28 protein-coding genes, 1 tRNA gene and 1 riboswitch are annotated in these 26,140 nt (G+C 54.7%); of the genes, 11 read left to right on the top strand and 18 right to left on the bottom strand.

The window, feature by feature from the left end; all coding sequences use genetic code 11:
• Positions 1 to 34: 34 nt before the first annotated feature.
• Both R0135_RS14310 and R0135_RS14315 read left to right on the top strand, forming a co-directional pair.
• Positions 35 to 757, top strand: coding sequence for a hypothetical protein (locus R0135_RS14310; protein ID WP_407347597.1), 723 nt, complete (start codon positions 35 to 37; stop codon positions 755 to 757).
• Between the two features lie 234 nt (positions 758 to 991).
• Positions 992 to 1,219 carry a hypothetical protein gene (locus R0135_RS14315; protein WP_407347598.1) on the top strand — a complete coding sequence of 76 codons (228 nt, stop codon included), beginning with the start codon at positions 992 to 994 and terminating at the stop codon, positions 1,217 to 1,219.
• Positions 1,220 to 1,641: 422 nt separating this feature from the next.
• Here R0135_RS14315 and R0135_RS14320 read toward each other — a convergent pair whose 3' ends face one another.
• Positions 1,642 to 2,571 carry an MBL fold metallo-hydrolase gene (locus R0135_RS14320; RefSeq protein WP_407347599.1) on the bottom strand — a complete coding sequence of 310 codons (930 nt, stop codon included), beginning with the start codon at positions 2,569 to 2,571 and terminating at the stop codon, positions 1,642 to 1,644.
• A gap of 87 nt (positions 2,572 to 2,658) precedes the next feature.
• On the bottom strand, positions 2,659 to 3,294 hold the full coding sequence (locus R0135_RS14325) for an arylesterase (RefSeq protein WP_407347600.1): 636 nt from the start codon (positions 3,292 to 3,294) through the stop codon (positions 2,659 to 2,661).
• 306 nt (positions 3,295 to 3,600) lie between these two features.
• On the opposite strand from R0135_RS14325, the gene R0135_RS14330 reads away from it, so the two are divergent.
• From R0135_RS14330 to R0135_RS14340, 3 genes are all read left to right on the top strand, one after another.
• Positions 3,601 to 4,305, top strand: coding sequence for a hypothetical protein (locus R0135_RS14330; RefSeq protein ID WP_407347601.1), 705 nt, complete (start codon positions 3,601 to 3,603; stop codon positions 4,303 to 4,305).
• Positions 4,306 to 4,774: 469 nt separating this feature from the next.
• Positions 4,775 to 5,062, top strand: coding sequence for a DDE-type integrase/transposase/recombinase (locus tag R0135_RS14335; protein ID WP_407349928.1), 288 nt, complete (start codon positions 4,775 to 4,777; stop codon positions 5,060 to 5,062).
• Positions 5,063 to 5,323: 261 nt separating this feature from the next.
• A riboswitch (SAM-I-IV-variant riboswitch) is annotated at positions 5,324 to 5,418 on the top strand.
• Between the two features lie 2 nt (positions 5,419 to 5,420).
• Positions 5,421 to 6,158, top strand: a complete 738-nt coding sequence (locus R0135_RS14340) for a hypothetical protein (RefSeq protein ID WP_407347602.1) — start codon at positions 5,421 to 5,423, stop codon at positions 6,156 to 6,158.
• A 79-nt stretch (positions 6,159 to 6,237) separates the two neighbouring features.
• On the opposite strand, the gene R0135_RS14345 is transcribed toward R0135_RS14340, so the two are convergent.
• From R0135_RS14345 to rpsU, 9 genes are all read right to left on the bottom strand, one after another.
• Positions 6,238 to 6,314 (bottom strand) — tRNA-Ile (locus tag R0135_RS14345).
• Between the two features lie 245 nt (positions 6,315 to 6,559).
• Complete coding sequence (locus R0135_RS14350; protein ID WP_407347603.1) at positions 6,560 to 7,084, bottom strand: MOSC domain-containing protein; 525 nt, start codon at positions 7,082 to 7,084, stop codon at positions 6,560 to 6,562.
• A gap of 58 nt (positions 7,085 to 7,142) precedes the next feature.
• Complete coding sequence (locus R0135_RS14355; protein ID WP_407347604.1) at positions 7,143 to 8,732, bottom strand: WS/DGAT/MGAT family O-acyltransferase; 1,590 nt, start codon at positions 8,730 to 8,732, stop codon at positions 7,143 to 7,145.
• A gap of 51 nt (positions 8,733 to 8,783) precedes the next feature.
• On the bottom strand, positions 8,784 to 10,451 hold the full coding sequence (locus R0135_RS14360; protein WP_407347605.1) for a GMC family oxidoreductase: 1,668 nt from the start codon (positions 10,449 to 10,451) through the stop codon (positions 8,784 to 8,786).
• Complete coding sequence (locus R0135_RS14365; protein WP_407347606.1) at positions 10,448 to 11,011, bottom strand: gluconate 2-dehydrogenase subunit 3 family protein; 564 nt, start codon at positions 11,009 to 11,011, stop codon at positions 10,448 to 10,450. The genes R0135_RS14360 and R0135_RS14365 overlap by 4 nt, the downstream gene beginning before the upstream one ends.
• A gap of 155 nt (positions 11,012 to 11,166) precedes the next feature.
• Complete coding sequence (rpoD, locus tag R0135_RS14370; protein WP_407347607.1) at positions 11,167 to 12,987, bottom strand: RNA polymerase sigma factor RpoD; 1,821 nt, start codon at positions 12,985 to 12,987, stop codon at positions 11,167 to 11,169.
• Positions 12,988 to 13,131: 144 nt separating this feature from the next.
• Positions 13,132 to 15,036, bottom strand: coding sequence for a DNA primase (dnaG, locus tag R0135_RS14375; protein WP_407347608.1), 1,905 nt, complete (start codon positions 15,034 to 15,036; stop codon positions 13,132 to 13,134).
• Positions 15,037 to 15,120: 84 nt separating this feature from the next.
• Positions 15,121 to 15,591, bottom strand: a complete 471-nt coding sequence (locus tag R0135_RS14380; protein WP_407347609.1) for a GatB/YqeY domain-containing protein — start codon at positions 15,589 to 15,591, stop codon at positions 15,121 to 15,123.
• A 147-nt stretch (positions 15,592 to 15,738) separates the two neighbouring features.
• Positions 15,739 to 15,954 (bottom strand): 30S ribosomal protein S21, encoded by a 216-nt coding sequence (gene rpsU / locus R0135_RS14385; protein WP_009025337.1) that lies wholly within the window; start codon positions 15,952 to 15,954, stop codon positions 15,739 to 15,741.
• A gap of 231 nt (positions 15,955 to 16,185) precedes the next feature.
• Here rpsU and tsaD point away from each other — a divergent pair, with 231 nt between their 5' ends.
• From tsaD to folK, 3 genes are read left to right on the top strand one after another with little or no spacing between them, the layout of a single operon-like run.
• Positions 16,186 to 17,244, top strand: a complete 1,059-nt coding sequence (gene tsaD, locus R0135_RS14390; RefSeq protein ID WP_407347610.1) for a tRNA (adenosine(37)-N6)-threonylcarbamoyltransferase complex transferase subunit TsaD — start codon at positions 16,186 to 16,188, stop codon at positions 17,242 to 17,244.
• A complete protein-coding gene (gene folB, locus R0135_RS14395) occupies positions 17,241 to 17,603 on the top strand; it encodes a dihydroneopterin aldolase (RefSeq protein WP_407347611.1) in 363 nt (120 codons plus the stop codon). Before tsaD ends, folB begins: the two co-directional genes overlap by 4 nt.
• Positions 17,600 to 18,091 carry a 2-amino-4-hydroxy-6-hydroxymethyldihydropteridine diphosphokinase gene (gene folK, locus R0135_RS14400; RefSeq protein ID WP_407347612.1) on the top strand — a complete coding sequence of 164 codons (492 nt, stop codon included), beginning with the start codon at positions 17,600 to 17,602 and terminating at the stop codon, positions 18,089 to 18,091. The genes folB and folK overlap by 4 nt, the downstream gene beginning before the upstream one ends.
• Here folK and R0135_RS14405 read toward each other — a convergent pair.
• Positions 18,055 to 19,341: a multifunctional CCA addition/repair protein gene (locus tag R0135_RS14405; RefSeq protein ID WP_407347613.1), complete on the bottom strand. Its 1,287-nt coding sequence runs from the start codon at positions 19,339 to 19,341 to the stop codon at positions 18,055 to 18,057. The two genes, folK and R0135_RS14405, sit on opposite strands and share 37 nt — an antisense overlap.
• A gap of 181 nt (positions 19,342 to 19,522) precedes the next feature.
• On the opposite strand from R0135_RS14405, the gene R0135_RS14410 reads away from it, so the two are divergent.
• Positions 19,523 to 19,834, top strand: coding sequence for a hypothetical protein (locus tag R0135_RS14410; protein ID WP_407347614.1), 312 nt, complete (start codon positions 19,523 to 19,525; stop codon positions 19,832 to 19,834).
• Between the two features lie 47 nt (positions 19,835 to 19,881).
• Here R0135_RS14410 and R0135_RS14415 read toward each other — a convergent pair whose 3' ends face one another.
• From R0135_RS14415 to rsmA, 3 genes are all read right to left on the bottom strand, one after another.
• Positions 19,882 to 20,706: a symmetrical bis(5'-nucleosyl)-tetraphosphatase gene (locus tag R0135_RS14415; RefSeq protein WP_407347615.1), complete on the bottom strand. Its 825-nt coding sequence runs from the start codon at positions 20,704 to 20,706 to the stop codon at positions 19,882 to 19,884.
• A gap of 16 nt (positions 20,707 to 20,722) precedes the next feature.
• On the bottom strand, positions 20,723 to 21,142 hold the full coding sequence (apaG, locus tag R0135_RS14420) for a Co2+/Mg2+ efflux protein ApaG (RefSeq protein ID WP_407347616.1): 420 nt from the start codon (positions 21,140 to 21,142) through the stop codon (positions 20,723 to 20,725).
• 115 nt (positions 21,143 to 21,257) lie between these two features.
• A complete protein-coding gene (gene rsmA / locus R0135_RS14425) occupies positions 21,258 to 22,070 on the bottom strand; it encodes a 16S rRNA (adenine(1518)-N(6)/adenine(1519)-N(6))-dimethyltransferase RsmA (protein WP_407347617.1) in 813 nt (270 codons plus the stop codon).
• Between the two features lie 45 nt (positions 22,071 to 22,115).
• Between rsmA and R0135_RS14430 the strand changes: the two genes are divergently transcribed.
• Both R0135_RS14430 and R0135_RS14435 read left to right on the top strand, forming a co-directional pair.
• The gene (locus R0135_RS14430; RefSeq protein WP_407347618.1) at positions 22,116 to 22,922 is read left to right on the top strand and encodes an ABC transporter permease; all 807 of its coding nucleotides are present in this window, start codon (positions 22,116 to 22,118) and stop codon (positions 22,920 to 22,922) included.
• Positions 22,919 to 23,662, top strand: a complete 744-nt coding sequence (locus tag R0135_RS14435) for an ABC transporter ATP-binding protein (protein ID WP_407347619.1) — start codon at positions 22,919 to 22,921, stop codon at positions 23,660 to 23,662. Before R0135_RS14430 ends, R0135_RS14435 begins: the two co-directional genes overlap by 4 nt.
• A gap of 27 nt (positions 23,663 to 23,689) precedes the next feature.
• On the opposite strand, the gene R0135_RS14440 is transcribed toward R0135_RS14435, so the two are convergent.
• The 3 genes from R0135_RS14440 to R0135_RS14450 form a co-directional block, all read right to left on the bottom strand.
• Positions 23,690 to 23,857 carry a GNVR domain-containing protein gene (locus R0135_RS14440; protein ID WP_407349929.1) on the bottom strand — a complete coding sequence of 56 codons (168 nt, stop codon included), beginning with the start codon at positions 23,855 to 23,857 and terminating at the stop codon, positions 23,690 to 23,692.
• 531 nt (positions 23,858 to 24,388) lie between these two features.
• The gene (locus tag R0135_RS14445) at positions 24,389 to 24,715 is read right to left on the bottom strand and encodes a hypothetical protein (protein ID WP_407347620.1); all 327 of its coding nucleotides are present in this window, start codon (positions 24,713 to 24,715) and stop codon (positions 24,389 to 24,391) included.
• 388 nt (positions 24,716 to 25,103) lie between these two features.
• The gene (locus R0135_RS14450) at positions 25,104 to 25,760 is read right to left on the bottom strand and encodes a hypothetical protein (RefSeq protein ID WP_407347621.1); all 657 of its coding nucleotides are present in this window, start codon (positions 25,758 to 25,760) and stop codon (positions 25,104 to 25,106) included.
• Positions 25,761 to 26,140 lie beyond the last annotated feature (380 nt).

Raw genomic sequence — 26,140 nt, forward strand, 5'->3', positions numbered from 1 at the left:
CTGGTAAAGAACGAACGTGATACTCAGGCGTATCATGGGAGATGTTAAACAGCAAAATTGGTTTGCGGTTGGACTGGATATTATCGTGGTCATTGTGGGTATCTTTCTTGGGATGCAGGTTACCGACTGGAATGAGACAAGAAAAAATATCAATGACAGTGAGAAATTTCTGCAACGCATTCATGACGAAGTTCTGATTTCAGAAAAATCCTCAAGCAGAGTCAGGCAGCGTCGGCTGGACTTGATTAGACCGTTAACAGGCGCTGCCGTGGCCTTGTTTGACTCTGAAGATAAAACAGCACTCACCGATCAGCATTGTGCGGCATTAGCGACATCCCATTACTTTACTATCAGTACTCCCAGGCTGCCTTCTGTGGCTGAATTAATGAGCGCCGGCCGCATGCAAATTCTGCAAGACGATGAGTTACGAAGAGATTTGATAAAACTCGAACAAGCGTTCGCATCTTTGCAAACAGTGGTTAACCAAAATAACGTTGTCGCGCATAATTTGCGATCATTGCACCCAACGCTAATTCACTCAGCGCCCTTCTTTGACGCAGAATTGGGTGAGATGCAAGGAACTTATATCTGTGATTTAGCTGGCATGCGAAAAGATCGTGCTTTCCTGAACCATGCGAGTGAAAATCTGGACACTTTTGACGCGTACCTGCGGGATGGATTGCGCCCATGGAGCAACCAGATAGATACCGTCCACTCACAGTTAGACGAAATTTTAGGTATATCTCATAGCCAGTGACATATAGGGTCATAAGATTAGACCTCCATCATCGTCCTTACTGCGATCAAAGCGAAGGAGGCTCAATCACGCACTAAGCTAGTGGTCGGTGTGTGGTGCTAATCGACACGAAAGGCGGCTTTTTTAACGACCTGTGCTCCCTCGATAGTTTCCGTACTTCCCCGACATCTGCTAAATGTGATTCTCGGTCTATTATGGGCATAAATCCCCCCTAAGCACTTTACGAGAAGCCAGATGGTTAAACGGACTTTGGATGAATGGGCCAGCATTGGAGAGATCATCAGTGCTGTCGCAGTCGTGATTTCGCTTTTGTATGTTGGTTATCAAGTGAACCAAAATACTGATCAAATGCGTGCCGCAAATCGTCAGCAGTTGGTCAACCGATCAATGGACGCAACGAAGGGGTTTGCCATGAATCCCGAAGTGGCTCGGGTACTGACGAAAGTGGAGAACGAGGTCTAACTTAATGAAGAGGAGCAGACTCAGTTTAGTTATGTGATTCGCGGCGTGCTATACGATGTCCAAGAGGCATTCCTGCTTCATGCAGAGGGTGGATTGGATGAAGGGTATTGGGGCACTCGCGCAAACCTTATAAAGATATATCTCAAAACTCCAGTCGCAAGAGAAATTTATCTATCGAACAGGGAACAAGGCGTTCTGCACCCCGGATTTACGGCTTGGCTGGATCAAGCCCTTCTCCGCATTTAGTTACAGTCTTCGGATAACATCCGAGACAACATATTACGCTCCTTGCATAAAAATATTATTTTTTGCTTTGTCTACCAGTTTTCTCGCTGTGTCAACGATTGCTGCTAACGGAAATTTGACCAAATCTGTTACACGAATTTTTGAGAATACCTGCGATTAGAAGACGATATTGCAGGTCATCGACTTAGCCATCTACCGAAGTCAGATAGTTTACGTTGCATCAGATTCATCGGGATAATTTTAAGGCGGGACAATGCGATCTGATTAGCCTTTGGCGATTGCTGCAACTGGGCATTAATTACCGCAAGAATATCTGAATCCATTGGTAATGGCGCTTCAGCCGGCTGGTATATGGTTCCCACAGCATAGTACTCGCCGGGTCGATCAGTGGCTTCAATGTGCGCACCCAGCACCGCGCTGACATCGTGCTCTTCTGCAAACCTGGTCAAGCGTGCAATGCTGTCCCGGTAGTCCTTCCAATTTTTTACATAAATAAGTCCAGGGTAAATCTTATCCCCTGTGAGGAGCCATTGGGTTTGGGGGTCGTAGAGCGAGATCGCAACTTCGTGATGCCCTGGACTTGGAATAACAATCAGTTCCCGATTCCCAAGTTCAATCGAACCCTGCCCGCCAGGCCATTGGCTTATCGACAGTGACTGGATCAATGCGGTCTTCTGTATTCCAACAAGTCTTACTCCCGTTTCACCTTGAAACTGTATGTCTGCACTACGATGATCTTGATGTCCGTGCGAGTGGACGATCAACAAATCCTTCTCGCCGATCAATGAGCGAACTGTCTTATACAGTGGAAAGACTGATGCGTCTTTGGTTGCACCCGTATCAAGCAACAGGGCAAGTTTCTCCCCGACCAAGAGGTACATGAAAGGAGCTTCAAAGCTCAGACACTTGCTTTGTCGAAGAATAAAGCTGGTGGGCGAATGCGAATAGACTTCGATAGGCGGCTCAGAATCGGTCAGGCAGTTTGCGGAGCCATGATTCCATTTTTTACCCTTCAACATTGGTTCCGCCAGAGAGCTGGCGGTCGCTAACATGGCAATAAACCACACGAATATCATGGAAGTGCGAGTCGCGCCGTAAGGTTTCACTGAGACATTTACCCTTTTATTTTCGCAATGCAGTTTGACAAGTTAAACGTCGGCCGGGAGAGGGCGCTGCAATTAAACGTTCGACATTTACCCACTCGCAAGAGCGCCTGACGCGATTAAAAGATCGCGGACGGCCTCGGCCATGCGGCGGTAACCTTCTGTGTTGAAATGGACAGGATCGGACTTCATAGCGCTGTTGCGCATCAGGCTGGGTAGTACGTCTGCATCGATCGGTACATTGTTCTCTTCGGCGACCTCCTCATAGAAATCTGGCGCAGACAGCGTGAGGCTGCGTCCGGGTACGCCGAGCATTATCACTTGGGCTCCAATAGCTCGGCTTGCTTGTATCATTGCCAGCAGATTGGCCTGAGTTAGATGGGTGGGTAGTTTGCGGAGTGTGTCGTTGCCGCCGTGTACCAAAACAACGAGATCCGGTTGATGCTGTTGCAGGAGCCCCCGTAGCCGCTGCAGCCCCTTCGCGCTGATCTCTCCAGGCACACCCGCATTGATTACTTTCATGTCGATGAGCTCCGCCAGTACGGTGGGGTAAGCTTCTTCGCGCCTTGCTCCCGTCCCATAGGTGAGGCTGTCGCCAAAAGCGAGGACTGTAGCGGTCGGTGGCAGTACTGCGAGCTCGGTGCCATCGCAAGCTGACAGTAGCAAAAAGAGCAGGGGAACAATCCCGTAGCTTGCGTACCGAGCGAGAGTCCTGTGGATCAGCATGATGGAAACCTCGGGGCAACCGTCGTCACGATTTGGTTATTGCATAAAATTCTTTGCTAATTCTAAGGCATGTGTGCGTATTGGGTTAGTCCACCTGCAAATCAACACCCCAACTTTGGTCAGGTGGGGAGGTGCCTTTGACCGGGTCAGTGTGTCGCTTCTTGATCGTTAAATCTCCATCGTGCTAGCTTATTTGGAGTTCTCATCGTGTTCATGGCGTTAATTACGGGGATAGTTCATGGGCAATGCGGACGTGGGCAACTCGCCTAGCGCGTGGGCATCAGCACCTATAAGGAGATTGGCAGGGTGTTACTCAGAGCAGGCCACAATGCTATCGACCGGACGTGGAGAACATTGCCCCTTGAGTTCTTCATTATTGTTGTTGGTTTCTTTGTGAGCCTGCAGATTAACGAGTGGCAAAATGATCGAGAGAATAGGGAGATCGAAGGCCAGTATCTGCAAAGGCTTGAAAATGACCTCAAAAAGAGCAGTGAAGCGTTGGTCGATAACAATGATCGAATGCGGTTATCTGTCTCCAACATGGAGTCGGGTTTGATGCGGCTTGCGGCAGAACACCGCAGTGAAGACGACTACCAGACTTTATTTGTTGCTCTGCAGAATTCGTCAATTATCGGCGGCTTTGAGGTGTATTTCGGTACTTTTGAGGAGCTGAAGGACACGGGCAACATGCGCTTAATTGAGTCAAGTCCTTTGCGAGAGAGCTTGGCTGCTCTGGCTCAGAAGTACCTTCAAGTTGTGAAGATCAGCCAGATTAGAAATATGTTGCGCGGGAACACCTTTCCCGTGATGACCCGATACGTGAAACCCACGGTGGGCAACTCACTCACGTTTGATGCTCAAAGGGTTGAGGCAGACCCCCGAGAACTCTATGTGGCGATGAGTATCATCCGTGCGAACTTGGGCTATGACCTGCATGACTCTGAAAAGCTACTGGTTTTGATTGAGGAGACCTTGACGATCGTCCGCGCGGAGATGGCTCTTCATCATTAATGGAGAACACCCAGCGCCCCACACAGGCAAAAGTGTCACCTATGTGCCCGGAATCGAATGGCCAGTGTGGCTACAAGTCTATGCAATTTACAAAAATGGTGGGCCCAGTAGGACTTGAACCTACGACCAATCGATTATGAGGGGTGGTGAGAGCGGCTGGTAGGGTATCGCCAAGTTAACTCCCCGAAATTGATAGAATCGGCTCATGAATACCTACAAGCGACACCGATTCCCTCCCGACATCATCAGTTACGCAGTCTGGCTCTACTACAAATTCAATCTGAGCCATCGGGATATCGAAGACCTCCTCGCTGAGCGAGGCATTATCGTTACTCGCGAGTCGATCCGCCTCTGGTGTATCAAGTTCGGCGCCATTTATACACGACGATTGAAGCGCAAGCACTGATGCTACGGTGATGCCTTCTACATCGATGAAGTCTTCGTAAAGATCAACGGCAAGCAGTATTACCTGTGGCGAGCCGTTGACGAAGATGGAGAAGTGGTTGATGTGTATCTTCAAGCCAAGCGAGATGGCGCTGCGGCTAATCGGTTCTTCAAGAGGTTGTTGCGCAGTCACGTCCGTGAACCCAGAAAGATCGTGACAGACAAGCTGCGTAGCTATGAGGTCGCTCATCGCGAGTTGATTTCAGACACGATCCACAGTACTCAACAGTATGAGAATAACCGGGCAGAGCAATCGCAGAGTCTGCCCCGCTTTATGGGTATGAAGCGACGAGGGTCAGGGAGCGAGGGATGAGGCGCTTCAAGTCCATGAAGCAGGCACAGAGATTTGTGACGGCCCATGCTGCGGTGTCCAATTTATTCAATATGGGAAGGCACCTAATCAGGGCTCAGCATTATAGGGATCTGAGGGTTAGTGCGTTTGTAGAATGGGGAAGGGCCGTTGCTTGAGAATCAAAGCCAGATTAAGGGTGTCTCAAAAAGTTAACTTGCCGATACCTTACTGAGGCTTACGCGCCTCGCTTACTGAGAACACGCAACTTACGTGGTAGAGTTACAAAAGCATCAAGAGGAGCTTTGCTCCGCCAACCGCCCGCTCCGGGAACGGTGGCCCAATGATGCGCCAAGTCACTTGGAACACATAGGAGTTCATCATGTCTGCAATCTCTCGCCGTCTTTTCGTCCGTAACACCGCTTTCCTCACAGTGCTTAGCCCTCTACTGAGTAAATTGCCTGCCTTTGCGGGTGACTTTCCTCAACGCCAGCTATCGCACACTGAAATGTTGGCCATGGGTCTATTCGAGAGAGATCGGGACCTCAGACTCTTCCGGCGACCAATCCATGACCTGGTCACGGCGTGCGCTCCGGTGGCATTAGACGTCGACGCTGGTTGGCGGCGACAATGGATTCAACGGTATGTTGAGGACTTTCTACTTCAGTTCGGTTGCCTGCCCAGTGGCCGACACCGGGTCGAGGTGTTTTGGGGGCAGTTCTACGATGGGGGGGTTGTAAGATTTGAGCCGAGCGAGAATGTCTTCACTAAAGTCAGGCCGATAGCGGCAAATCCCATTAGTCCTAAGTTGCGGCAGCGGGCACGCATGTTGCGCCACTACGATAGGCATATTGATGTCCTCGCAGCGAGCATTCCGGACCGTCACCTGAAGTACGGCTGGGGGTGGCACCGGATTTGGACCCGTCGATACATCGGCGATCATTTGCTGAAGTTTGGTGAGCTGCCTGTGGGGAAAATGGCCTTCAGTACTGAAGGCGGAAGCAGGTATTCGGCCTCTGCACACTTTCGCCCTATCGACGAGCTACTGGCTCTGTGGCCCATATATGACCTTGAGAACGAGGAGCGCGTTTGGCATCCGGATCGGTATCCGATCCGTTGAGTCACCGGCTCCAGTCTATGAGTGAGCACCCATAGTCGATTGGTCAGTGAATCTATAACACTATGATTTTTATAAAAAATGGTGGGCCCAGTAGGACTTGAACCTACGACCAATCGATTATGAGTCGACTGCTCTAACCAACTGAGCTATGGGCCCGGGGAGAGTGTTGCGAGGCGCGATTATAGGGGATCATGGTCCGTTTGGCATCGGATTTTAGATTGGAATATACAAACAAAGACGCCCCGTTAAGAGCACCGCCTCAATGCAAGCTGTGACATCTCCGCGGGGCACGCACGCAGGTGTTCACAGGAAGGTCGCTCAGCGACCAACCCCGAGCACATCGAATCAGGTCTAATAGTTCCCATGGTTGGGCCTTAGTCAGGAGCACTGGATGACTGAGCTTACTCACTAAACATGTCCTGGGTAATGCCTTGAACTTCGACACTGACGTGGTCGCCGACTGCGATAACACCGCTTCGAATGATGCGACAGCACAGCCCTCCGTGCCCGAGCATGGCAGCAACCCCGCCTTTGCCCAGTGCTGTTTCCATGCGCGAGCAGGGGTGGCAGAGCGCACCCGCTTCAAAGAGCGCGTCGCCAATCGAGAATCGCTGATAGCGCAGTGCGTGGAGGTTAATGCCTGAGACGACCAGGTTTCTTCGAAGCTGGCCCGGATCAATATCGTCTACGCCAAGAAAATGCGCGGTTTGCTGAATGAACTCTCGAGAAATCACCGTTACCTGCCGACCTGACCCCGGGGTCTTGTCGACACGGTGATCGCCCTGTAGACCTCGGGTGGCGATTGCCATTACGGAGTCTGCTGTCGTCAGGGGCGCGCGCCGCTCGGTGCGCAGTCCGATCCACTCCAGCGAACCCGGCGAGAGGTCTTTGGCAAAGCGATCCAGAGGGTTTACTCGTTTGCTCACTGTCGCTATCGCCGTGGCTTAAAAGCTGGGCGTCACCGAGCGAGGTGACACCCGGGGCTTAGGCGCGCTTTCTTGTCGCCGCCGCGTTAGCTACTCGTTTGGGTTTAACCTTGGTCGGAGCTTTGGCCGCGAGTTTTGGTCGTGCTGCTCTGGCTTTGGTTTTAGCTTTCGTTTTAGCTTTGGTTTTAGTCTTGGCTTTTGCTTTGGTCTTTACTTTGGCTCCTGTGGCGGGAGCTTTCCCCAGCATGGCAAGCTTTAGGTCCGCAAAACTCTCCAGTAAACACTCTCTATAGAAGTCTGGATCGGGCATCATCTCCCGGCAGCTGGTCGCTGAGATGCTGAATTCTCCGCAGTAACTGCTGATCACATGAAAAAGGCCAACACCATCGGCGACTGGGCCAGTGCCGAAGTTGGACAGCATCCTCGCGCCGGTGTTGTATAGCGGAACCTGAGGGCCTGGAACGTTGGTGATAACGCAGTTATAGATAGGATTGATTTGGTTGACCAAACCCCAGCGACTCGCCAGTCGCGCTGCCTGCGCCGTAAGGGTGCTGGGAATAAACTGCGAGTAATCCGTCATGGTCTTGGCACCGACTGCATTGCTGTATTCCTTTGCGGTCTGCGTACCTTCATGCACAGCAATCAGTCGCTCTCGAGCATCGGCCACATCGCTGCGGATCTTCACCGCCATGGTGGAGACAATATTGCCCCCGGTGCCTTTTTCTTTTGTGTCACGAACATTCACTGGAGCCATCGCGACCAGAGATTGGTCTGGCAGTTCGTTGTGGGCCTCAAGGTATTTGCGCATGGCGCCGCCTACGATGGTCAGAGCAACGTCGTTGACGGTTGCGCCCGGCAAAGCGTTCTTTACGGCTTTGACCTCATCAAGCGGAAGACTGATTGCGTTAAACACCCGATGTGCCGATACCGTGCCGTTGAACCGTACACGCGGGACACTGCCCACGCGTTTAAGGTCACCACGTCGCAGCTGCATAAACACCTTGGCAAAGCCGGGCACGGTATTGCGCGCTACCGAGATAAATCGCAGCGGCTGCCGAAGGCCGTTTACCTGTGCTCGAGTCAACAGCTGCATCGTGCTGGGATCACGGTCTGGCCGGGTAATTACAGATTTAGGTTCGACCTGAGCGTTGGCTGTCAGGTCGTGAATGGCCGCGGTAATTTCCATGCCCGAGGCTCCATCTACGGCGGCATGGTGCATCTTGGTGAATAATGCAAAGCAACCCTTTGGGTATCCCTCAACGTTGTCGAGACCCTCGATGACATACATTTCCCAAAGTGGACGGGAGCGGTCAAGTGAGCGGGCATGGATACGCGAAATCAAAATGCATAACTGGCGCCAGTCGCCCGGTGCTGGCAGTGCAACGTGGCGGATGTGAAACTCGGGGTCGAAGTCGCCCTCGTCAATCCAATAAGGGTGGTCCAGACCCAGAGGGACTTCTTTGAGTCGTCGGGTGAGGCTCGGTATGCCTTTTACCCGGTTTGCCGTGCCTTCGAGTATCTGTTTAAAGCGAACTTTGCCCTCGGGCGCTGTTTCCTGGGTGTAGATGTACAGCCCCGAAATATGCATGGGTGAGTTCGGTGTTTCCAGATATAAAAAGGACGCGTCGAGTCCGCTGAGCTGTTGCATGGAAATTCCTTATTATCGTGTGTCTATTACTTCGCGCTGAGAGCTTGTCTGCTACCAGCTTGAGACGATCATATTGCTTCGAGCTGCTTTTTTCATATGGTCTGCCGCGCGAAATGCCAGGGCCTGTATTGTAAGTGTGGGTTGGCCCCGCCCGGAAGTCACCATGGAGCTACCATCGCATATATAAAGATTGGCGATGTCGTGGCTTCGGTGCCAGCGATCGACCACTGATGTTTGCGAGTCATTGCCCATGCGGCAGGTGCCTAAAAGGTGAGCCCCTACGGATTCTTCGCCGATCTGGGAATGCCATGTCTTCTGTGCGCCAGCGGCGTCCAGTACTGCGAGAGCTTTCTCTTGCATAAAGCCGGTCATAGATAGGTCGTCCGGATGATCAGCATAGGTTACCCGCAATGCCGGTCGCCCAAAGCCGTCTTTATGCTCAGGGTCCAGCGTGATGTTGTTGCGAAGCATGGGCAGTGACGTGGCAGCGGTAGTTACGGCCATGTTTCGGGTAAAGGTGTGTTCTAGCATCGCTTTGTAATCGGCGCCCCAGCGTGGTCCGTCCGTCGGGACTCCTTGCAGTGCAAAAATTGTGGGAAATCCGTTGAGAAAGGGTCGTGAATCGAGTGCCCCGCCGCCATAGAATCCCCGCTTTGGATCGCTGTCGTAGTAATCCAGTGCGATGCGCGTGCACTGTATGCCTTTGTATTCGTTTAAGGGATGCTCGAAAACACCGTAGGCAACGCTGTGAGCATTGAACATCAGGTTTTTACCCACCATGCCGCTGCTGTTGGCAAGCCCGTCCGGATGCTTGTCAGTCGCCGACATTAAAAGCAGGCGGGGTGTCTCGGCACCGTTGGCCGCAAGCACGACACTACGCGCTTTTTGATAGTGCTCCTTGCCATCGCTATCAAAGTACACAACGCCGCGCGCGCGGTCCTGCTCGTCTACATCTACGCGGGCAACCGTCGACAGTGGGCGTATCTCGCAGTTCCCGGTGCGCTCTGCTTCCGGGATCATGGTTGCTAGCGTCGATGACTTGGCGTTCATTTCACAGCCAAAGCCGATGCACCAGCCGCAGTTAACGCAGGCAGGTCGCCCACGGTAGGGCTGAGAGAGGATGGCGACGGGGGCGACCTGTGAGGTCATGCCTATGGCCTGCGTGCCTTTTTCAAATAATACGCCGGCAGACTTAATGGGCATCGGAGGTAGCGGAAAGGGGCGCGATCGGGGCGGGTCATTGGGGCCGGGGGCGCCGGATACGCCAATCTCCCACTCAGCCATGCTGTACCACGGCTCAAGCTCTTCATAGCTAATGGGCCAGTCGGCCAGCGTGGCGTCGGGTATATCTCCCACCACGCTGTGTTCTTTAAAGTCGATGGGACGCAGACGCCAGTAGTTGCCAGAGAAGTGTGCGGTGCTGCCGCCGACGCCCCGAGCATAATAGGCGGGCTCCGGCGCCAGAAATCGTTCGTTGGCGGTCTCTCCTTCCCGGTGCCTGAAAGTTTGCTTGTCACCCACGGACTGGCCGCTGAAATGCTGTTCAAACATCACGGACCACTCGTCGTGGGTGAAGTCCGCGGCAGTGCGGTAGGGGCCCTGCTCCAGTACTACTACGCTGTGCCCGGCCTGAGACAGCTCTCTGGCTATGACTCCGCCTGCCGCGCCGGAACCCACGATCACAAAGTCCACAACAGTGTTTCGATAGTCAGGCGTCATTGGGCTGCCTCCGAGGACTCGTGCACCTGGGCATCGTAATAGCCAAAAGGCACCTGCCAGTGATGGCGGCGCTCGAAGCCCAGAATGTCCCAGCCAACCTCACCACGGTTGCCGCCATAGCGACTCATGGTAAAGGTGCCCGCCAACGTGAGCATATGCATAAGACCAAAAAAATCACTGTTCTCGATCGCGCGTAGCTGCGCGTCCTGCTCAGCGTCTGACAGCGTAGCAAAGTTATCGCCAGAGGCCCGGTTCAGTGCATCAGCACCTGCGTGTAAATCCTCTCGCATCGACTGCAGAGGACCGCCGATCATGCTGTCGATAAACCATATGGCGCCGGCTTCTCGCGCTCCCGGTGTGTCAGTGGTGGGCAGGATGCGTGCGGTGATGGCAGCGAGGGTTGGCGCCAGCGATGCGTCGAGATGGCGAAACTGCTCTGCGTTTTGATTCGCTGAACTTGCGGCCAGCAGCGCTGGTGTCGCGGCGCTCATTAAGGCGGTGACAGCGGCGGCGCTGCCAAGCTTTAGCAGGGTTCTGCGTTCCAATATGGGTGCATTCATAATCAAGACACTGTTTGTTGACCTTTCGATAGTGTACACGTCCAGAGAAAGGGCGCGCGAGATCGATCGTTGACGGGTGTGGCAAATGTTACAGCGTGTTTTTCAGGCAAAAAAAACGCCCTGCTAGGAGGGCGTTTTGTGGCTTTGCTTGAGGATCAGGAACTTTCATCCAAAAAGCTGCGCAGGTAATCAGAGCGCGTGGGATGACGCAGCTTGCGCAGCGCCTTGGCTTCGATCTGACGAATCCGCTCGCGGGTTACGTCAAACTGCTTGCCCACTTCTTCAAGGGTGTGGTCCGTATTCATATCGATACCGAAGCGCATTCTCAGTACCTTCGCTTCCCGAGCGGTCAGTCCGGAGAGTACGTCTTTGGTCGCTTCCATCAGGCCCTGACCGGTTGCTGAATCGATGGGGGAGTTGATGGTCTGATCTTCGATGAAATCACCCAGATGCGAATCTTCGTCGTCGCCAATGGGCGTCTCCATGGAGATCGGCTCTTTGGCAATCTTCAGAACCTTGCGAACCTTGTCTTCTGGCATCTCCATGCGCTCGCCAAGTTCCTCGGGAGTTGGCTCACGGCCCATCTCCTGAAGCATTTGCCGAGAAATACGGTTGAGCTTGTTGATTGTTTCGATCATATGCACAGGAATACGAATGGTGCGCGCCTGATCCGCAATGGAGCGGGTGATCGCCTGGCGAATCCACCAGGTAGCATAGGTCGAAAACTTATAACCGCGCCGATACTCAAACTTGTCAACGGCCTTCATGAGGCCGATGTTGCCTTCCTGAATCAGATCAAGGAACTGCAGGCCACGGTTTGTGTACTTCTTGGCGATAGAGATAACCAAACGCAGGTTAGCCTCGACCATTTCCTTCTTGGCACGTCGTGCTCGTGCCTCGCCCATGGACATGCGGCGATTGATTTCTTTGATTTCGGTGACGGTCAGGCCGGTTGCTGTCTCGATCTGGCCAATCTGACGCTGCGCGCGATGAATCTCTTCTTTATGCGCATTGAGCTTGGGGCCGTAATCTTTCTTGCGAGTGTGTCGCGACAGCCACTTGGCGTTGGATTCATTACCCTGGAACGAGGTGATGAACTCTTTGCGGGGCATTTGGCAGCGACGAACGGCAAGGCGCATGATCTCACGCTCTTGCTCGCGAACACCCGCCAGGGCAGATCGCGCTTCGTCATTCAGCGGATCGAATACCTTGGGAGTGAACTTGAAGAACTTGAAAATTTCGCCCAGCTTTTCCATCTCTTTGATGGCAGCTTTGTCCTGACGGCCTTTTTCGGCGAGGATTTTTTCGGTCTTGTTGAACTGCCGCTTGAGCGCAGTAAAACGCTTCTTGGCTTCAACGGGGTCGGGGCCCGTAGGACCTTCGCTCTCTTCGTCAGCATTGCCAGCTGCCTTGGCGGCTTGTTGCTCGGCGATTTGCTGCGCTGAAGGGACGTGATCCGCAGGATTGAGGTAACCCACCAGAATATCGGCAAGCTTTTTCTCTTCCTTGGCGACCAGTGCGTAATCATCCAGCACGGACTTTACCGAGCCGGGGTAGAAAGCCAGCGCGGCCATAAGCTCGCGGATGCCTTCTTCGATACGCTTGGCAATGACGATCTCGCCCTCGCGGGTCAGAAGCTCGACGGTGCCCATCTCACGCATGTACATGCGCACTGGGTCCGTGGTGCGACCAGCTTCGGTCTCTACCGCTGCCAGTGCGGCCGCTGCTTCGGCGGCGGCGATGTCATCGGCTGAGCCGTCGCCATCAGTCAGGATAAGGTCATCGGCATCGGGTGCCTGCTCGAAGACCTGAATACCCATGTCGTTGATCATCTGGATGATGTCTTCGACCTGATCTGGATCAGAGATGTCCTCGGGAAGGTGGTCGTTGACCTCGGCGTAGGTTAAGTAACCTTGCTCTTTTCCTTTGGCAATCAGAGACTTCAAACGCGATTGCTGTGTAACGGCGTCGTTCATTCGGTACCTTGCTTGGGTTTGGCCGACCCTTGAGGGACGGATGTCATAAAACGGTAAAAGTCAGCCCGCCAGTTTAGCACAAAGGCGGACAAATTGCTTACAAGATGTTGTTTTGTCCGTGAAGTGAGGGCCTTTGGGGGTGATTCATTGGCTCGCCGGGCCGCTGCGAGTATCTAAGTCCCGCAGGGCTCTGATTAACTCGGGTAAGCGGGCTTTGTCGTCCGCGGTCATTTGGGCATAAGGACGGCTCTTGAGACCACTGATCTCCTCGACAATCCGCTGACGCAGGGGTAGAGACGTCAGGCGGCGCATGATGTCTTCAAATTGCGCCTCGATACCATCCGTAGGTATTAAACGCTCCTGTCCCGCGAGTTCTGCCAGCAGTTCGCCTTCGTGGCTGCCGTGCCAGTGGCCCAGCAGCATGCCCGTGCTGGACTCCGGACGTTTTTGTAGCAGTTCGATAATGGCTTTGAGCAGATCGCCTTCATGACCGCTTAGGGCGGAGAGGGCATGGGCATCGGCCAGAGATGCCACGCTGGGCTTGTGCAACAGCAGTGCGATGGCCGCCTGGGTAAGGGTCGCGTGCGCCTGGGGTGCCTGGCTAAGAGGGGCGCGTTGGCGCGGACCGGGTTCTTCATCATCGACCGGTATCCAGTCGCTGTCGTTGGGGGGTGGTGCATCATCAAAGCTTGCGTAATAACCCTCGTCAGACGCGGTATCGGTGGCAGGTGGTGGCTCCGGTGGCGGAAGCTCCAGTTTCATGAGGCTGGCCAGTTCAAGTCCGGTGCGCTGTGCCAAAGACTGAAACATTAGCTCTCGATAAACCCCCTCAGGGAGTACGCGGATGAGTGGCAGCGCGCGTTTGGACAGGCTCGCTCGACCCTCCATGGTGCCAATATCGAGGCCCACGGCCTGGCTTTGGAACAAAAACTCTTCAAGCGGCACCGCGGCCTGTACCAGATCCAAAAATGCCTGGGTGCCGTCTTTACGCACCAGCGAATCAGGATCTTCGCCCTCGCGTAAAAACAAAAACCGCGCCTGTCGGCCATCGGCCATGGTCGGCAAGGTGTTGTGCAGCGCCCGCTCGGCAGCTTTGCGCCCGGCTTCATCGCCATCAAAACAGAAGACCACCTCGGGCACGACCCGAAAGATCCGCTCCAGGTGTTCGGTGCTGGTGGCCGTCCCAAGTGTTGCAACGGCGTAACTGATTCCGGCCTGGGCCAGGGCAATTACGTCCATATAGCCCTCAACCACAATAATGCGCTCAAGCTTGCGATTGGCTCGGCGTGCCTCGTAGAGCCCGTACAGCTCTCGGCCTTTGTGGAAGATGGGGGATTCCGGTGAGTTCAGGTACTTGGGTTTGTCATCACCCAGCACCCGACCACCAAAGGCAATGACCCGGCCGCGGCGATCCCTGATAGGGAACACAATGCGCTCTCTAAAGCGGTCGTATATTCGGCCTGAATCGTTCTTGACCAGCATGCCTGCGGTGATGGCGCGAGTCTGCGTTGTTTCGTCATCCCCCAAAAAGGACAGCAGGTTGTCCCAGCCAGGGGGGGCAAAGCCCAGTCCAAAGTCCCGGGCAATGAGCCCCGTGAGACCGCGGTTTTTGAGGTAATCCACGGCTGCTTGTCTGTTGGGGTGTTGCTTGAGTGCGTCTTTGTAAAACTCAGTAGAGCGTTCCATAAGTTCATAAAGAGGCTTGTTAGGCGACTCTCCACCAGCTGCACTGGTTTGGCCGCGGCTTTCTTCTCGAACGACTTCAAGGCCGGCGGTCCCCGCGAGATTTTCTACCGCCTGAGGAAAATCAATGTTCTCGTAGTCCATGAGGAACCCAAGAGCATTACCCCCTGCACCGCAGCCAAAGCAATAGTAAAACTGCTTCTCGGGATTCACGCTAAACGATGGTGACTTCTCGTCGTGGAAAGGACAGCGCGCGCTGTAGTTCTTGCCGGTTTTCTTGAGTTTTACGCGCCGATCGATGACGTCGACGATATCAACGCGGTCTAGGAGGTCATCAATAAAACTTTGAGGTATTCGTCCGGCCATGCTCAGTCTTTTGCCACGTATGAAGGCAGACTCGTAAGAGCCAGATTATGCCACGGGGTCCAGCGTCTTACCCTGGGGCAAGACTTAACCGACGAGTCGGGTTTTGACTTTTTGGCTCACAGCGCCCATGTCGGCGCGACCCTGAAGCTGAGGCTTGAGCTGCCCCATGACCGCACCCATGGCCTGCATTCCAGTACCGTCTGCCGCGGCAATGGCGGCATCAATGATGGCATCGAGTTCGTCGTCGCCAAGCTGCGCTGGAAGGTATTCCTGAATGACGGCGATTTCAGACGCTTCCTGGCTTGCCAGGTCGACCCGACCCGCGTCTTCGAACTGCTTCTGGGAGTCTCGGCGTTGCTTGAGCATTTTATCGAGCACGGCCAGAACGCGTGCTTCATCCAGCACGATGCGCTCGTCAACTTCGATGCGTTTGAATTCCGCCTGCATGAGGCGAATGGTCGCCAGGCGCTCTTTATCGCGACTCTTCATCGCTTCCTTCATGGCGACCTTGATGGCTGCCTGAGTTTCTGAAGGGATGACGTCTGAATCGCTCATGATAATCGCTGGCGTTTGTCTGAGAGGTTTTGCGGTGTAGCGTCCCTTGCGTGGGCAAAGGCGCTCTGACTTGCGGTTTTTTCGGTGCCGGCGGCTAAACTGCGCCAGACACTCACCGGGATAGCATCGCTACCCCAGGTAAAACGCTTAGTAGAGACGTACGCGCTTACGGTTCTCACGAGACATTTTCTTGAGGTGACGCTTAACAGCAGCGGCAGCAGCACGCTTACGAACTGTAGTCGGCTTCTCGTAATGCTCGCGGCGACGTACTTCCGAAAGTACACCTGCCTTCTCGCAAGAGCGCTTGAATCGACGCAAAGCTACGTCAAAGGGCTCGTTTTCTTTAACCTTGATGTGAGGCATCTAAATCCTGTCCTGTCTATACTTGCCGGAGACGAAAAGTCATCGCCCACCAGCGCGAGGGCGCGCATTCTATACGCAGCTTGCTGGATTTGCAAAGGTCAGTTTCACAGGTTTTTTGTCCCGAGAGAGCTTGGATATTGCTATGTGGCCTGTCACGCATAGCCGGGATTCATTAGACTTGCGCCTCGCGCGTGGTTGCCAGGTGGCTTTCGCGTTAAAAAGGACCCCATCATGAACGTTCTCGGCATAGAAACCTCCTGCGATGAGACCGGCGTGGCGTTGTATAGCACGGAGCGCGGCCTCCTTGCGCATACCTTATATAGCCAGATCGCTGTGCATCGGGAGTACGGCGGTGTCGTGCCGGAACTAGCCTCGCGAGATCATGTACGCAAGACCCTGCCTTTGGTTCAAGAGGTGCTGGACTGTGCCAAGTTAACCGCTAAGGACATCGATGCCGTAGCGTATACGGCAGGGCCCGGACTCGTGGGAGCCCTGATGGTGGGCGCGACTATTTCTCGCTCTCTCGCGCTGGGCTGGGGCGTTCCGGCGTTGGGCGTCCATCACATGGAGGGGCACCTGTTGGCCCCCATGCTGGAGGAGGACCGCCCGGAATTTCCCTTTGTGGCTCTTCTTGTCTCTGGTGGGCACACGCAGCTGGTGCGCGTGGACGGCATTGGTGAATATCAGATTTTAGGTGAATCCCTGGATGACGCGGCAGGCGAAGCTTTTGACAAGGCCGCAAAGATGCTGGGCTTGCCCTATCCCGGTGGGCCCCAGATAGCCCGAATCGCCGAAGACGGGGACCCCAAGCGCTTTAATTTTCCAAGGCCTATGATCAATCGCCCGGGTTTGGATTTTTCGTTTAGCGGTCTTAAGACCCATACCTTGACCACAGTGCGTGCGCTGGAAGCCGAGGCGCCGCTGACCGATCAGGATAAGTCGGATATTGCCCGAGCCTTTGAAGAGGCCGTGGTGTCTACGCTGGTGATCAAGTGTCGCCGGGCGTTGGAGCAAGAAAACCTGCATCGCCTGGTAATGGCCGGTGGTGTGAGTGCTAATCGCAATCTTCGCAAACAGTTGGCGGAGACCTTGGGCAAACAGGGCTCGGAGGTGTTTTACCCCGCGCCACAGTTTTGTACCGACAACGGCGCGATGATTGCCTACGCCGGAGCCCAGCGTTTGGCCGCCGGTCAAGTCGATGGCACAGAGGTTCAGGTGCGGCCGCGATGGCCGATGACCGAATTGCCGCCCATTCTTGCTGTGCCGGAAGCTTCCGGGGATGCTTTGTGAGCGATATCGTCTTTATTCGGGCTTTGCGACTCCCCACCGTGATCGGCGTATACGCCTGGGAGCGAGAGGTTCGACAGGAGCTGCTACTGGACCTGGAGATGGCCTGGGATATTGCCCCTGCCGGTGTCAGCGATGATGTGGCAGATGCGCTGGACTATTCGGCGGTTGCGACCCGCTTACGGGCTTTTGCCGCCGAGAGCAGCTTTGAATTGATCGAGAAAATGGCCAGCGAGCTGGCGAAGCTGGTTATGGCAGAGTTCTCGGTGCCCTGGTTACGCCTGCGCCTGTGCAAGCCCGGTGCGGTTACTGAAGCCAAGGATGTCGGCGTGCTTATCGAACGGGGGAAGCGGCCTGCATGACGCGTTTGTTTTTAGGCTTGGGCAGCAATATTGAGCCGGCCCGCTATCTGCCTCTGGGCTTGTCCAAGCTTGAGGCCTTGCTGGGCAAGATGAGAGTGTCGCCGGTGTATGAAGGCGCTGCCATTGGCTTCTCTGGAGCACCGTTTTGGAATTTGGTGATTGAGGCACAGACCTCGCTTTCCGTGGGAGAGCTACAAAGCGCGCTGAGAGTCATTGAATATGCTCATGGCCGCGCAAAGGACGCTTCCCGTTTTAGTCCCCGCAGCTTGGACATCGATATTCTGCTCTATGGCGATGTGTGTGGCGTCGTTGATGGGGTGGTGTTGCCGCGAGGCGAAATACTGGAAAACGCGTTTGTGCTCCGCCCCTTGGCAGAGCTAGCGCCCGACGCAATCCATCCCGGCGTCCACAAAAGCTTTAGCGAGCTCTGGGGCGATTACGACGCTGACTCTCAGCCGCTCACCCCGGTGTCCTTAGACGGATCATAGTTGCGCAGTTGATTGAGTCGTTTTACGCGCTCATTGCGCAGTGCATCGCCGATGGCTTTACCTTCAAGCCCCGACACATCTAAATCGTTAGTTGTTACCGCGACCGCAATGTCTCGTGCGCGCCGCACATAGTCCGCCTGAGGGTAATCCTGATCCTCTAAACCAGCGCGGCCTCGGGAATCTGCCTCGCAGGCCATAAGGTAGTTTTCGAAGCGCTCCGGCTGGCGCAGGGCGCCGGTGGCCTCAAGCAGCTTGAGTAGGGTCTCGCCGCGAAGCTCCCGCGCCCGATGCATGTGTAGATGGTACTCACAAACCGTAAGAGCCAGTTGCCGATGGGCGTTGGGCACCTTGAATCGTGCGCAGACGTCTTCTACTAACGGCAGTCCCGCTGTCTCATGTCCCCGATGGCTGGGCAGAATGTCGTCTGGCGTGATGCCTTTGCCCAGATCATGAGTGAGCGCCGCAAAGACCACCTGACTGTTGCCGGATTCAGGGGCTGTGGCCGAAGCCAGTGCTCGGCGAGAGAGAAGGGCGGCCTGTTCGATCACCATCAATACGTGCACACCGGTATCGATCTCGGGGTGATAACTGGCTTTTTGTGGCACGCCGAATAAGACGTCGACTTCGGGTAGGAGTGCTTTGAGCGCGCCGCACTGACGCAGCACCTGTATAAATACCTGAGGATCGCGCTCCCTCAGAGCGCGTTCAGTCTCAACCCAGATACGCTCCGGGGGCAGGTATGCAAGCTCGCCCTGCGCCACGATGTTCGTCATGAGGGCGAGGGTCTCGTCGGCCACAGCGAATCCCAAGTGCGCGTAGCGCGCGGCAAAACGCGCAACGCGAAGTACCCGCAAAGGGTCCTCTAAGAATGCATCGGATACGTGGCGCAGTAACCGAGATTCCAGATCCTTGGCGCCGCCATAAGGATCGATCAGTGTTCCGTCGGTATCTTTGGCGATGGCGTTGATGGTGAGGTCCCGACGTTTGAGGTCGTCTTCCAGTGTAACGTTAGGGTCGTAGTGCGTCTCAAAGCCCGTGTAGCCATGACCCTTTTTGCGCTCGGTGCGGGCCAGCGCGTATTCCTCTTTGCTCTGGGGATGTAAAAACACCGGAAAGTCTTTGCCCACCTGTGTGTAACCAAGGTCCAGTAATTCTTGGGGTGTCGCGCCCACAACCACCCAGTCCCGCTCTTTGACGGGATAGGCTAAAAGTTCGTCGCGGACGGCGCCGCCGACAAGGTAGGTTTTCATGGGGGGGATTTTAACAGTGGTGGGCGCTGCCTGATGATGTGGTGCCGCTTTAAAAGTACCAACTATTACGACTCAATAATGCAGTTCGCTTTAGACCGAAGTTAATGAGATTTGGCCGGTATTGATGTGGGGCTGTCGGAGCAAGGCAAGAATACTGGTGATCTAACATAGGAGTTCTATAATGGCCCTAATTGCTTTTGATACGCTCGGCTGTGTTCGGCGCCTCACTGAGGCTGGCATGGACGAGAAGATCGCAACCGCGCAGGCCCAGGTAATGGCAGAGACCTTTATTCACAATGCAGAGCAGCTCGTAACGCGGGATTATCTCAACGAACGCCTGCGCTTTGCGCTTGCCTCTCTTGAGCTTCGCTTGGAGCCGAGGTTCTCGCGCCTGGAGCAGGGCCAGCGCTTACACTCCGCGCTGCTGGCTATTATTGCCGCGAGCACAGTCATCCCCTTTTTACAGACGATTTTTGCCCAGATTGGACCTTAGGATTCGGCTGTCCCTGCAGTGCCCTTTACGGGCTTCTGTTGGCGAGTTCAGCAGCCGCAGGGCTCTGACAGGCGCTCGCCGGTCTCCAGATTGTAAAAGGTCATGGAGTTTCCCCAGACACAGCCCGTGTCCAGACCGATGGCGTTGGGGGTGCTCGTCTGGCCCTGCAAAGAGGCCCAGTGACCAAAGAGGATTTTGTCATTGGCCGTTTTGCGGTGGGGGTGGTTGAACCAGGCATCCAGCGCTTTATTTTTTGCCGCAGGCCCCCCGGGATTGTTTAAGGGGCCCTTACTGAGCAGATCCAGACGACCATCTTCGTAGCAGTAACGCATGCGGGTGAGGTAATTGGTAATGACCCGCAATCGATCCATGCCCTTAAGGTCATTGGACCAGATGGCCGGTTCGTTGCCATACATCGCCGCAAAAAACTCCGTGCAGTCGGGACTTTTGAGCACGGCTTCCACTTCTCGAGCGCGTTTGGCAGCCTGCTTGATGGACCACTGGGGTGGAATGCCTGCATGGACCAGGGTGAATCCGTGTTCCTGATACAACAGAGGCTGCTGATGCAGCCAGGCGATTAATACATCGCGGTCCTTGGCCAAAAGAATTGGCTCCAGGGTGTCGTGTCGCCCTAACTGTTTTGCGCCAGCCGCGATGGCCATAAGATGTAAGTCATGATTGCCCAGCACAATGCGCACATTGTCTCGGTGTTTATAGAAAAATCGCAGTGTTTTGAGGCAGTTGGGGCCGCGATTGATGAGGTCGCCGGTGCACCAGAGTATGTCCCGGTCCCAACTGAAGCCTACTTTTTTAAGAAGACGTTTCAGCGGCTTTTTGCAGCCCTGAACATCGCCGACGACCCAAGTGGTCATGAAATACGTCTCAGTCTTAGTTCAGGGATGTAGGCGTGTGTAAGGTGAATGCCGGTATCGTCACCTCAAAAGCGAGCTGTTCTTTGGGGTCCGGCGGACGATCGTCATCGTGCAGGATCATGGTGTACTCGCCGTTCATGTAACCCACCGGTGTCGGCAGGGTCGCGCCGCTGGTGTAGCGAAAGTAGCGCCCAGGACGAATGATCGGTTGCTCCCCAATCACGCCCTCACCGCGCACTTCCTGCACGTCGCCGTCGGCATCGGTGATTTGCCAGAACCGTGACAAGAGCTGCACGGAGACATCCCCTGCATTACTGATGGTGATGGTATAGGCAAAGGTGTATTGATTGTCTTCCGGGCGCGAATGAGTCGGCAGGTAGGTGGTCTGTGTGGCGATTCCAATAAGGGCCGGATTTAGCGTCTTGATCTGGCTCATGGGGCTGCCCCGAAAGTGGTTATTTGAAAGTAACGCCGCTCGATGGCCACTTTATAAGCGCTGTTCTGATGGGGTGCAAGTGTTGCGGTGCGAGTCGCTGTTGGCGACTCGGTGTTTAATCTGGACTGCTTGTTTCCAGTTGCTTTGCCAGGGCAACAAATTGAGCGAGTTCCAGCGTTTCTGCCCGGCAGCCGGGGTCGATATCCAGGTCCTCTATGGCCTCATTATTCAGTATGCCCTTGAGGTTGTTGCGCAAGGTTTTACGGCGCTGTGCAAAAGCCGCTTTGACGACTTTTTCAAGCACGGCGGCGTTGCAGTCGGGAAACAACGGCGTCTGGTGTGGCGTAAGGCGGATAATGGCCGACTGAACCTTGGGCGCTGGATCAAAGGCCTCGGGTGGAACCTCAAACAATAATTCAGTACGACACAGATACTGCGCCATGATCCCTAAACGGCCCCAATGCTTGGTGCCCGGCTGGGAGGTCAGTCGCTGCACAACCTCCAACTGCAACATAAAGTGCATGTCTTTGATGATGGTGGCCTGCTCGAGCAGCCGAAAGATCAAAGGTGTGGATATGTTGTATGGGAGGTTACCCACCACTCGCAGTTGCTCGTCGCCGCGCACCACGCTGGCGAAATCAAACTTCAATGCATCGGCGCTGTGCAGCGTGAAGTTGGGATGGATGCTGAAGGCCGCGAGCAGCGGGGTGACCAGATCACGATCCAGCTCAATAGCGTCCAGCTGGCAACCGCTTTGTACCAGCGCGTCGGTGAGGGCGCCCAGGCCCGGGCCGATCTCCACCAAATGCTGGGACTGCGCCGGAGCAATAGCGCGTTCCAGGCGATCAATGATGCCGGGGTCGCGGAGGAAGTTTTGTCCAAAGCGCTTGCGGGCCTGGTGCGTGGGTGTCGCTGAATGTTTGCTCATGCGCTTATTCTACGCTGCTGCGCGTTATCCGCGGCCACTGGTAGAATGACGACTCTTTCTTTTTGTTCCGACAACATGACTTTACGACGTTTTTGGATGCTGGTTGATGAGATGGCACGTATGTCACTCAAGGCCGATGCATCGCGCTTTTATCTTGGCTACCTGTGGTGGGTGCTGGAGCCCTTGCTATACGTGGCCGTGTTTTATGTCGTCTTTGAGGTGTTGCTGGGCACGCGGCGCGCTGATTTTTTGGTGTTTTTGATGTGCGGCAAGCTTACGTTTATCTGGTTTTCTAAATCGGTGGTGCACGCGTCGCGAAGCATTGTGGCCAGTAAGGGGCTTATCGGAAAGATTGATCTGCCCAAGGCGCTGTTCCCCATGGCCGTGGTGCAAGAGGGGTTATATAAGCAGGCAGCGGTGTTTGCCTTGTTGTTTGGATTCTTGTTGCTCAATGGGTATGCCATTGGCGTTCATTGGCTCTGGTTACTGCCGGTATTGTTGGTGAACTACTTCATGGTGGTGGCGGGCTCGCTGATTGCGGCGTTTTTAGTGTGTCTGGTGTTTGATTTCACTATTGCGATCAGCATGGGAATGATCTTTTTGTTGTTCACCTCGGGGGTTTTTTGGGACGCGCGGGCCCTGGCAACCCCGGAGATGACTGACTGGGTACTTACTCTAAATCCGCTTGCCTTTGTTATTGATGCTTACCGGCAAGTGCTGATGGTGGGTGTGGCCCCTGATCTTTGGCACCTGGCCGCCGTCGCTGCTGTTACCTGTCTGGTGATTGCTTTGATGCTGTATTTGCTGCGTAAAAACAGTCAATTTTTGGCGCTGCGGGCGATTACGTCATGAGCGTCGGTGAGCAGGCAGTCCCCGCAACAGAAAGTTCGGATAACGATAGCCGACAGGTCATGCTGGAGCTGATAGGCGTGTCGCACTCCTATCATGCTCGCCGGGCCAACTTTGAGCAGGGTATTCATCGGGTGCTGGATAGCGTGTCTCTTAAGCTCTATCGAGGGCAAACCTTAGGGATTTTGGGTCGTAACGGCGCTGGTAAAACGACGCTGCTGAGACTCATGGCAGGGATTCTGGCCCCAAGTATGGGAGAGATACGCCGTGCGCCTGGAGCGCGCTGCAGTTTGCTGACTCTGGGGTTGGGTTTTCAGGCGCAACTCAGTGGTCGCGATAACGCTCGGTTGTCGGCGTTGTTGCAAGGCGCGAGTCGGGACGAGGCTGAGGCCTGCTTGGAGCCCATCAAAGAGTTCTCTGAACTGGGAGCGTCGTTTGATGAGCCGGTTAATACCTATTCATCCGGCATGCGGGCGCGGCTGGGCTTTAGCACGGCGCTTGAGACCAAGGTTGAAGTGCTGCTGATCGACGAAGTGCTGAGTGTGGGTGACCGATCATTTAGAGAAAAGGCGTCAGCCGCGATGCGGGAACGGATTCAGGGCGATCAGACGGTGGTGCTTGTGTCGCACTCCGAGGGGCAGATTGCTGAGGTTTGTGATGTGGCGGCTTGGATTGAGGATGGGCAGGTTAGGGGGTATGGGGGTGTGGCCGAGGTTATGGAGAGTTACCGATCATCAATCTAAACCTTACTCGGAGCGCGCCCAATATATTTAGACGTCCTCTGAATCAACCTTCCGCCGCGCTTCAACTGCGTTCAAAATCAAGGCCAGTAAGACGGCGAACATTCCGCCAGCCATCGTTGCCGCAGCCACAATCAGCGCACGCCGGGGCTGGATTGGGTATGTTGGCGGGCAGGCCTTCTGACCTATGCGCAGCAGTTACACCCCACTAAAGTCAGAGGATCGCCAGCCCTTCAGGCGCGCGATCTCTTTGCGCAATTGCGTGCCATTGTCCACATAAGCCTCATAATTCTACCGAGACTTGAGCGCTTCTATCTCCCGGTTTTTGGTGAGTAATTGCAGTTCTTCTTCCAGCTCGCGAATTCGGGGGGTAGTAGTGATCGTCAGATGGGCGTGATTTGAGAGCGTCAAGTTCGGCGTTAAGCAACTGGGTGCCCCTAAGGTAGTCGGGCTCATCAGCGCGCACGAGATTCGCCGACAAACGAACGGATTCCCGCTCAATGCCAGCTGATCAAGAGAGCAAATCAAGATTGGTCGGGTCTTCTATGCTCAGTGATTGTGCGATCACAAGTGAGCCTTGGAGGCGACGCTTGTCGTCGTCGCTCAATACGGTCTGCGTCTGATTGCTTGACGACGACAGCGGCCATCTGCAGCTCTTCTTGTTTACTGGCGATGCGGTCTTTAAGTCTTTGATCAGAAGCATCTTGGCCTGATCGTACGCAACCATCGTTAAGGTATTTGCGGCGCTAGCCGCAAGCTTGGGTGCTGGTCGTTCAACGCAATGGTCAGCTCTCGTTGTTTGAAGGGATCTGTGCTTGTGGGCCCAAAATTCTGTATTGACAGTGATCCGCTAAAGTTCTGTAAGCGCTCGAGCTGGTCCGGGTTTGCAGGCGATGTGCCCGTCGCTGGGTTCTCGGTTGATAAGATTTTGAGTACGGTGCTTTGCACCTCCGCTGAGGGAACATCTTTGCTCGCTCGAAGAGGGGCCTCCTCGCTGCTAATCACCAGTTCCAGGGTTGTCTGGCCTGTGGGTGTGCCCGATGCTGCGATCAGCACCTAGTGGTGCCACAAGCCGGCTACCAATTCAAAAAGGTCGATTTCGTCACCGGGCGGGTAATAGCCCGCGGGGTATCCACCTGGCTGTTTGGTGGTGGCGTTTGCGCTTTCAGTGCCTGATATTCGGGATTTCTATCGGTGATTGGCGCTGCGGGCGTCTCAATGCTTGTAGCTGGTACTTAGACCGTCATGGGCTGAGCCCTTGGTAGCGGCCAGCGACGCGCCAGGCTTGGCTCATGACCAGACCGCAAAACGCCAAGGAATTTAAAACACTGTTGGGGGCTGGCGGCGTCTGATCTGTTGAGCATCAATTCAACAAATGGCGGCAAAAGGCCAGCGGAGCCAATGAGGATTAATGAACGGCGGTGGCTAATGTCCAAAGCCCGCATCAGATGATGAATATGTGTGCGATCGGGTCTAAAGCGCGAAGCGCGGGTGTAGGTGCGTCGCAGCGTAATAAATAACATGTCGAATAGCGGCGGACCCACCATTTAGAGTGCTGTAACGGGCTCGATTTATTTTTGCCCCCTACCTGCGCCGAGGCCACGGTCAGGATGAGTGACACAACAATAAAACCCAACAGCTTGCTGCCAGCATCGCCCAAAAACGTCTTGGGAATGTAGGGCGGTAAGCGAAGGCTGGATACCCAAAAGGCGCTAAGTGACGCCGTGAGAGTCAGGGTAAGCAGGCCCGGCGCTAGCCCCGAGAATAAGTGAAATGCAAAGATCGTAATCAGCACCATCACCGACAGCAGCTCGTCTATACCGTCGAGCATATTGTAGGCAGTAACAACGCCAAAAATGGCAATTACGGTAAACGGGTAAGCAATCCAGTCGGGCATGCGGATGTTGCCGCTGCCAATCAGAGCGCCCAGATTGCGCGGTACTAGGTTTAGGCCCTCAATCACAACAAGCGCGACAATGATCTCAACAACGGTGCGGTTAAAGACGCTTACACGGCGCATGTCATCGACAGCGCCCAGAGCCGTTAGTATGGCGGCCGCTAAAAGGAGAACCCACAAAGCGTCGCCTTTGGCGCTAAACACATCCGGAGCTTGGCCTTGCTGAGTGCCAAGGTCAGAAAACCGCTACACCACCAACGACCGGAATGGCCCCTGTATGCTGTTTGCGGTGGTCGGATTCATCGACTAAGCCAAGCCGTGGGGCAGCTTTGGCTAAAAGCTATATGAGTGCCAGCGTTGTGCAAAAAGCTAGGAGTACTTGGGCTAGGGCGGGGGACACTGTGATGCCCAAATTCATCTAGGACCCGTGTATATTAGTTGAAGCGCACAAATGATTCTATATCTTGCTCGGGCGCGCTGCGCGTAAGTGTACAACACGGTCCTGTAGTAGCATTCAATAATGGTTCGATACACTTCAATGCTCAGGGGAGAGCAGGTGGATGGCTGTTGCTTACAGCGTGGTG

Origin of the sequence: Congregibacter variabilis, from assembly GCF_045689235.1 — a bacterium.
In the GTDB taxonomy this organism is placed as follows: domain Bacteria; phylum Pseudomonadota; class Gammaproteobacteria; order Pseudomonadales; family Halieaceae; genus Congregibacter; species Congregibacter variabilis.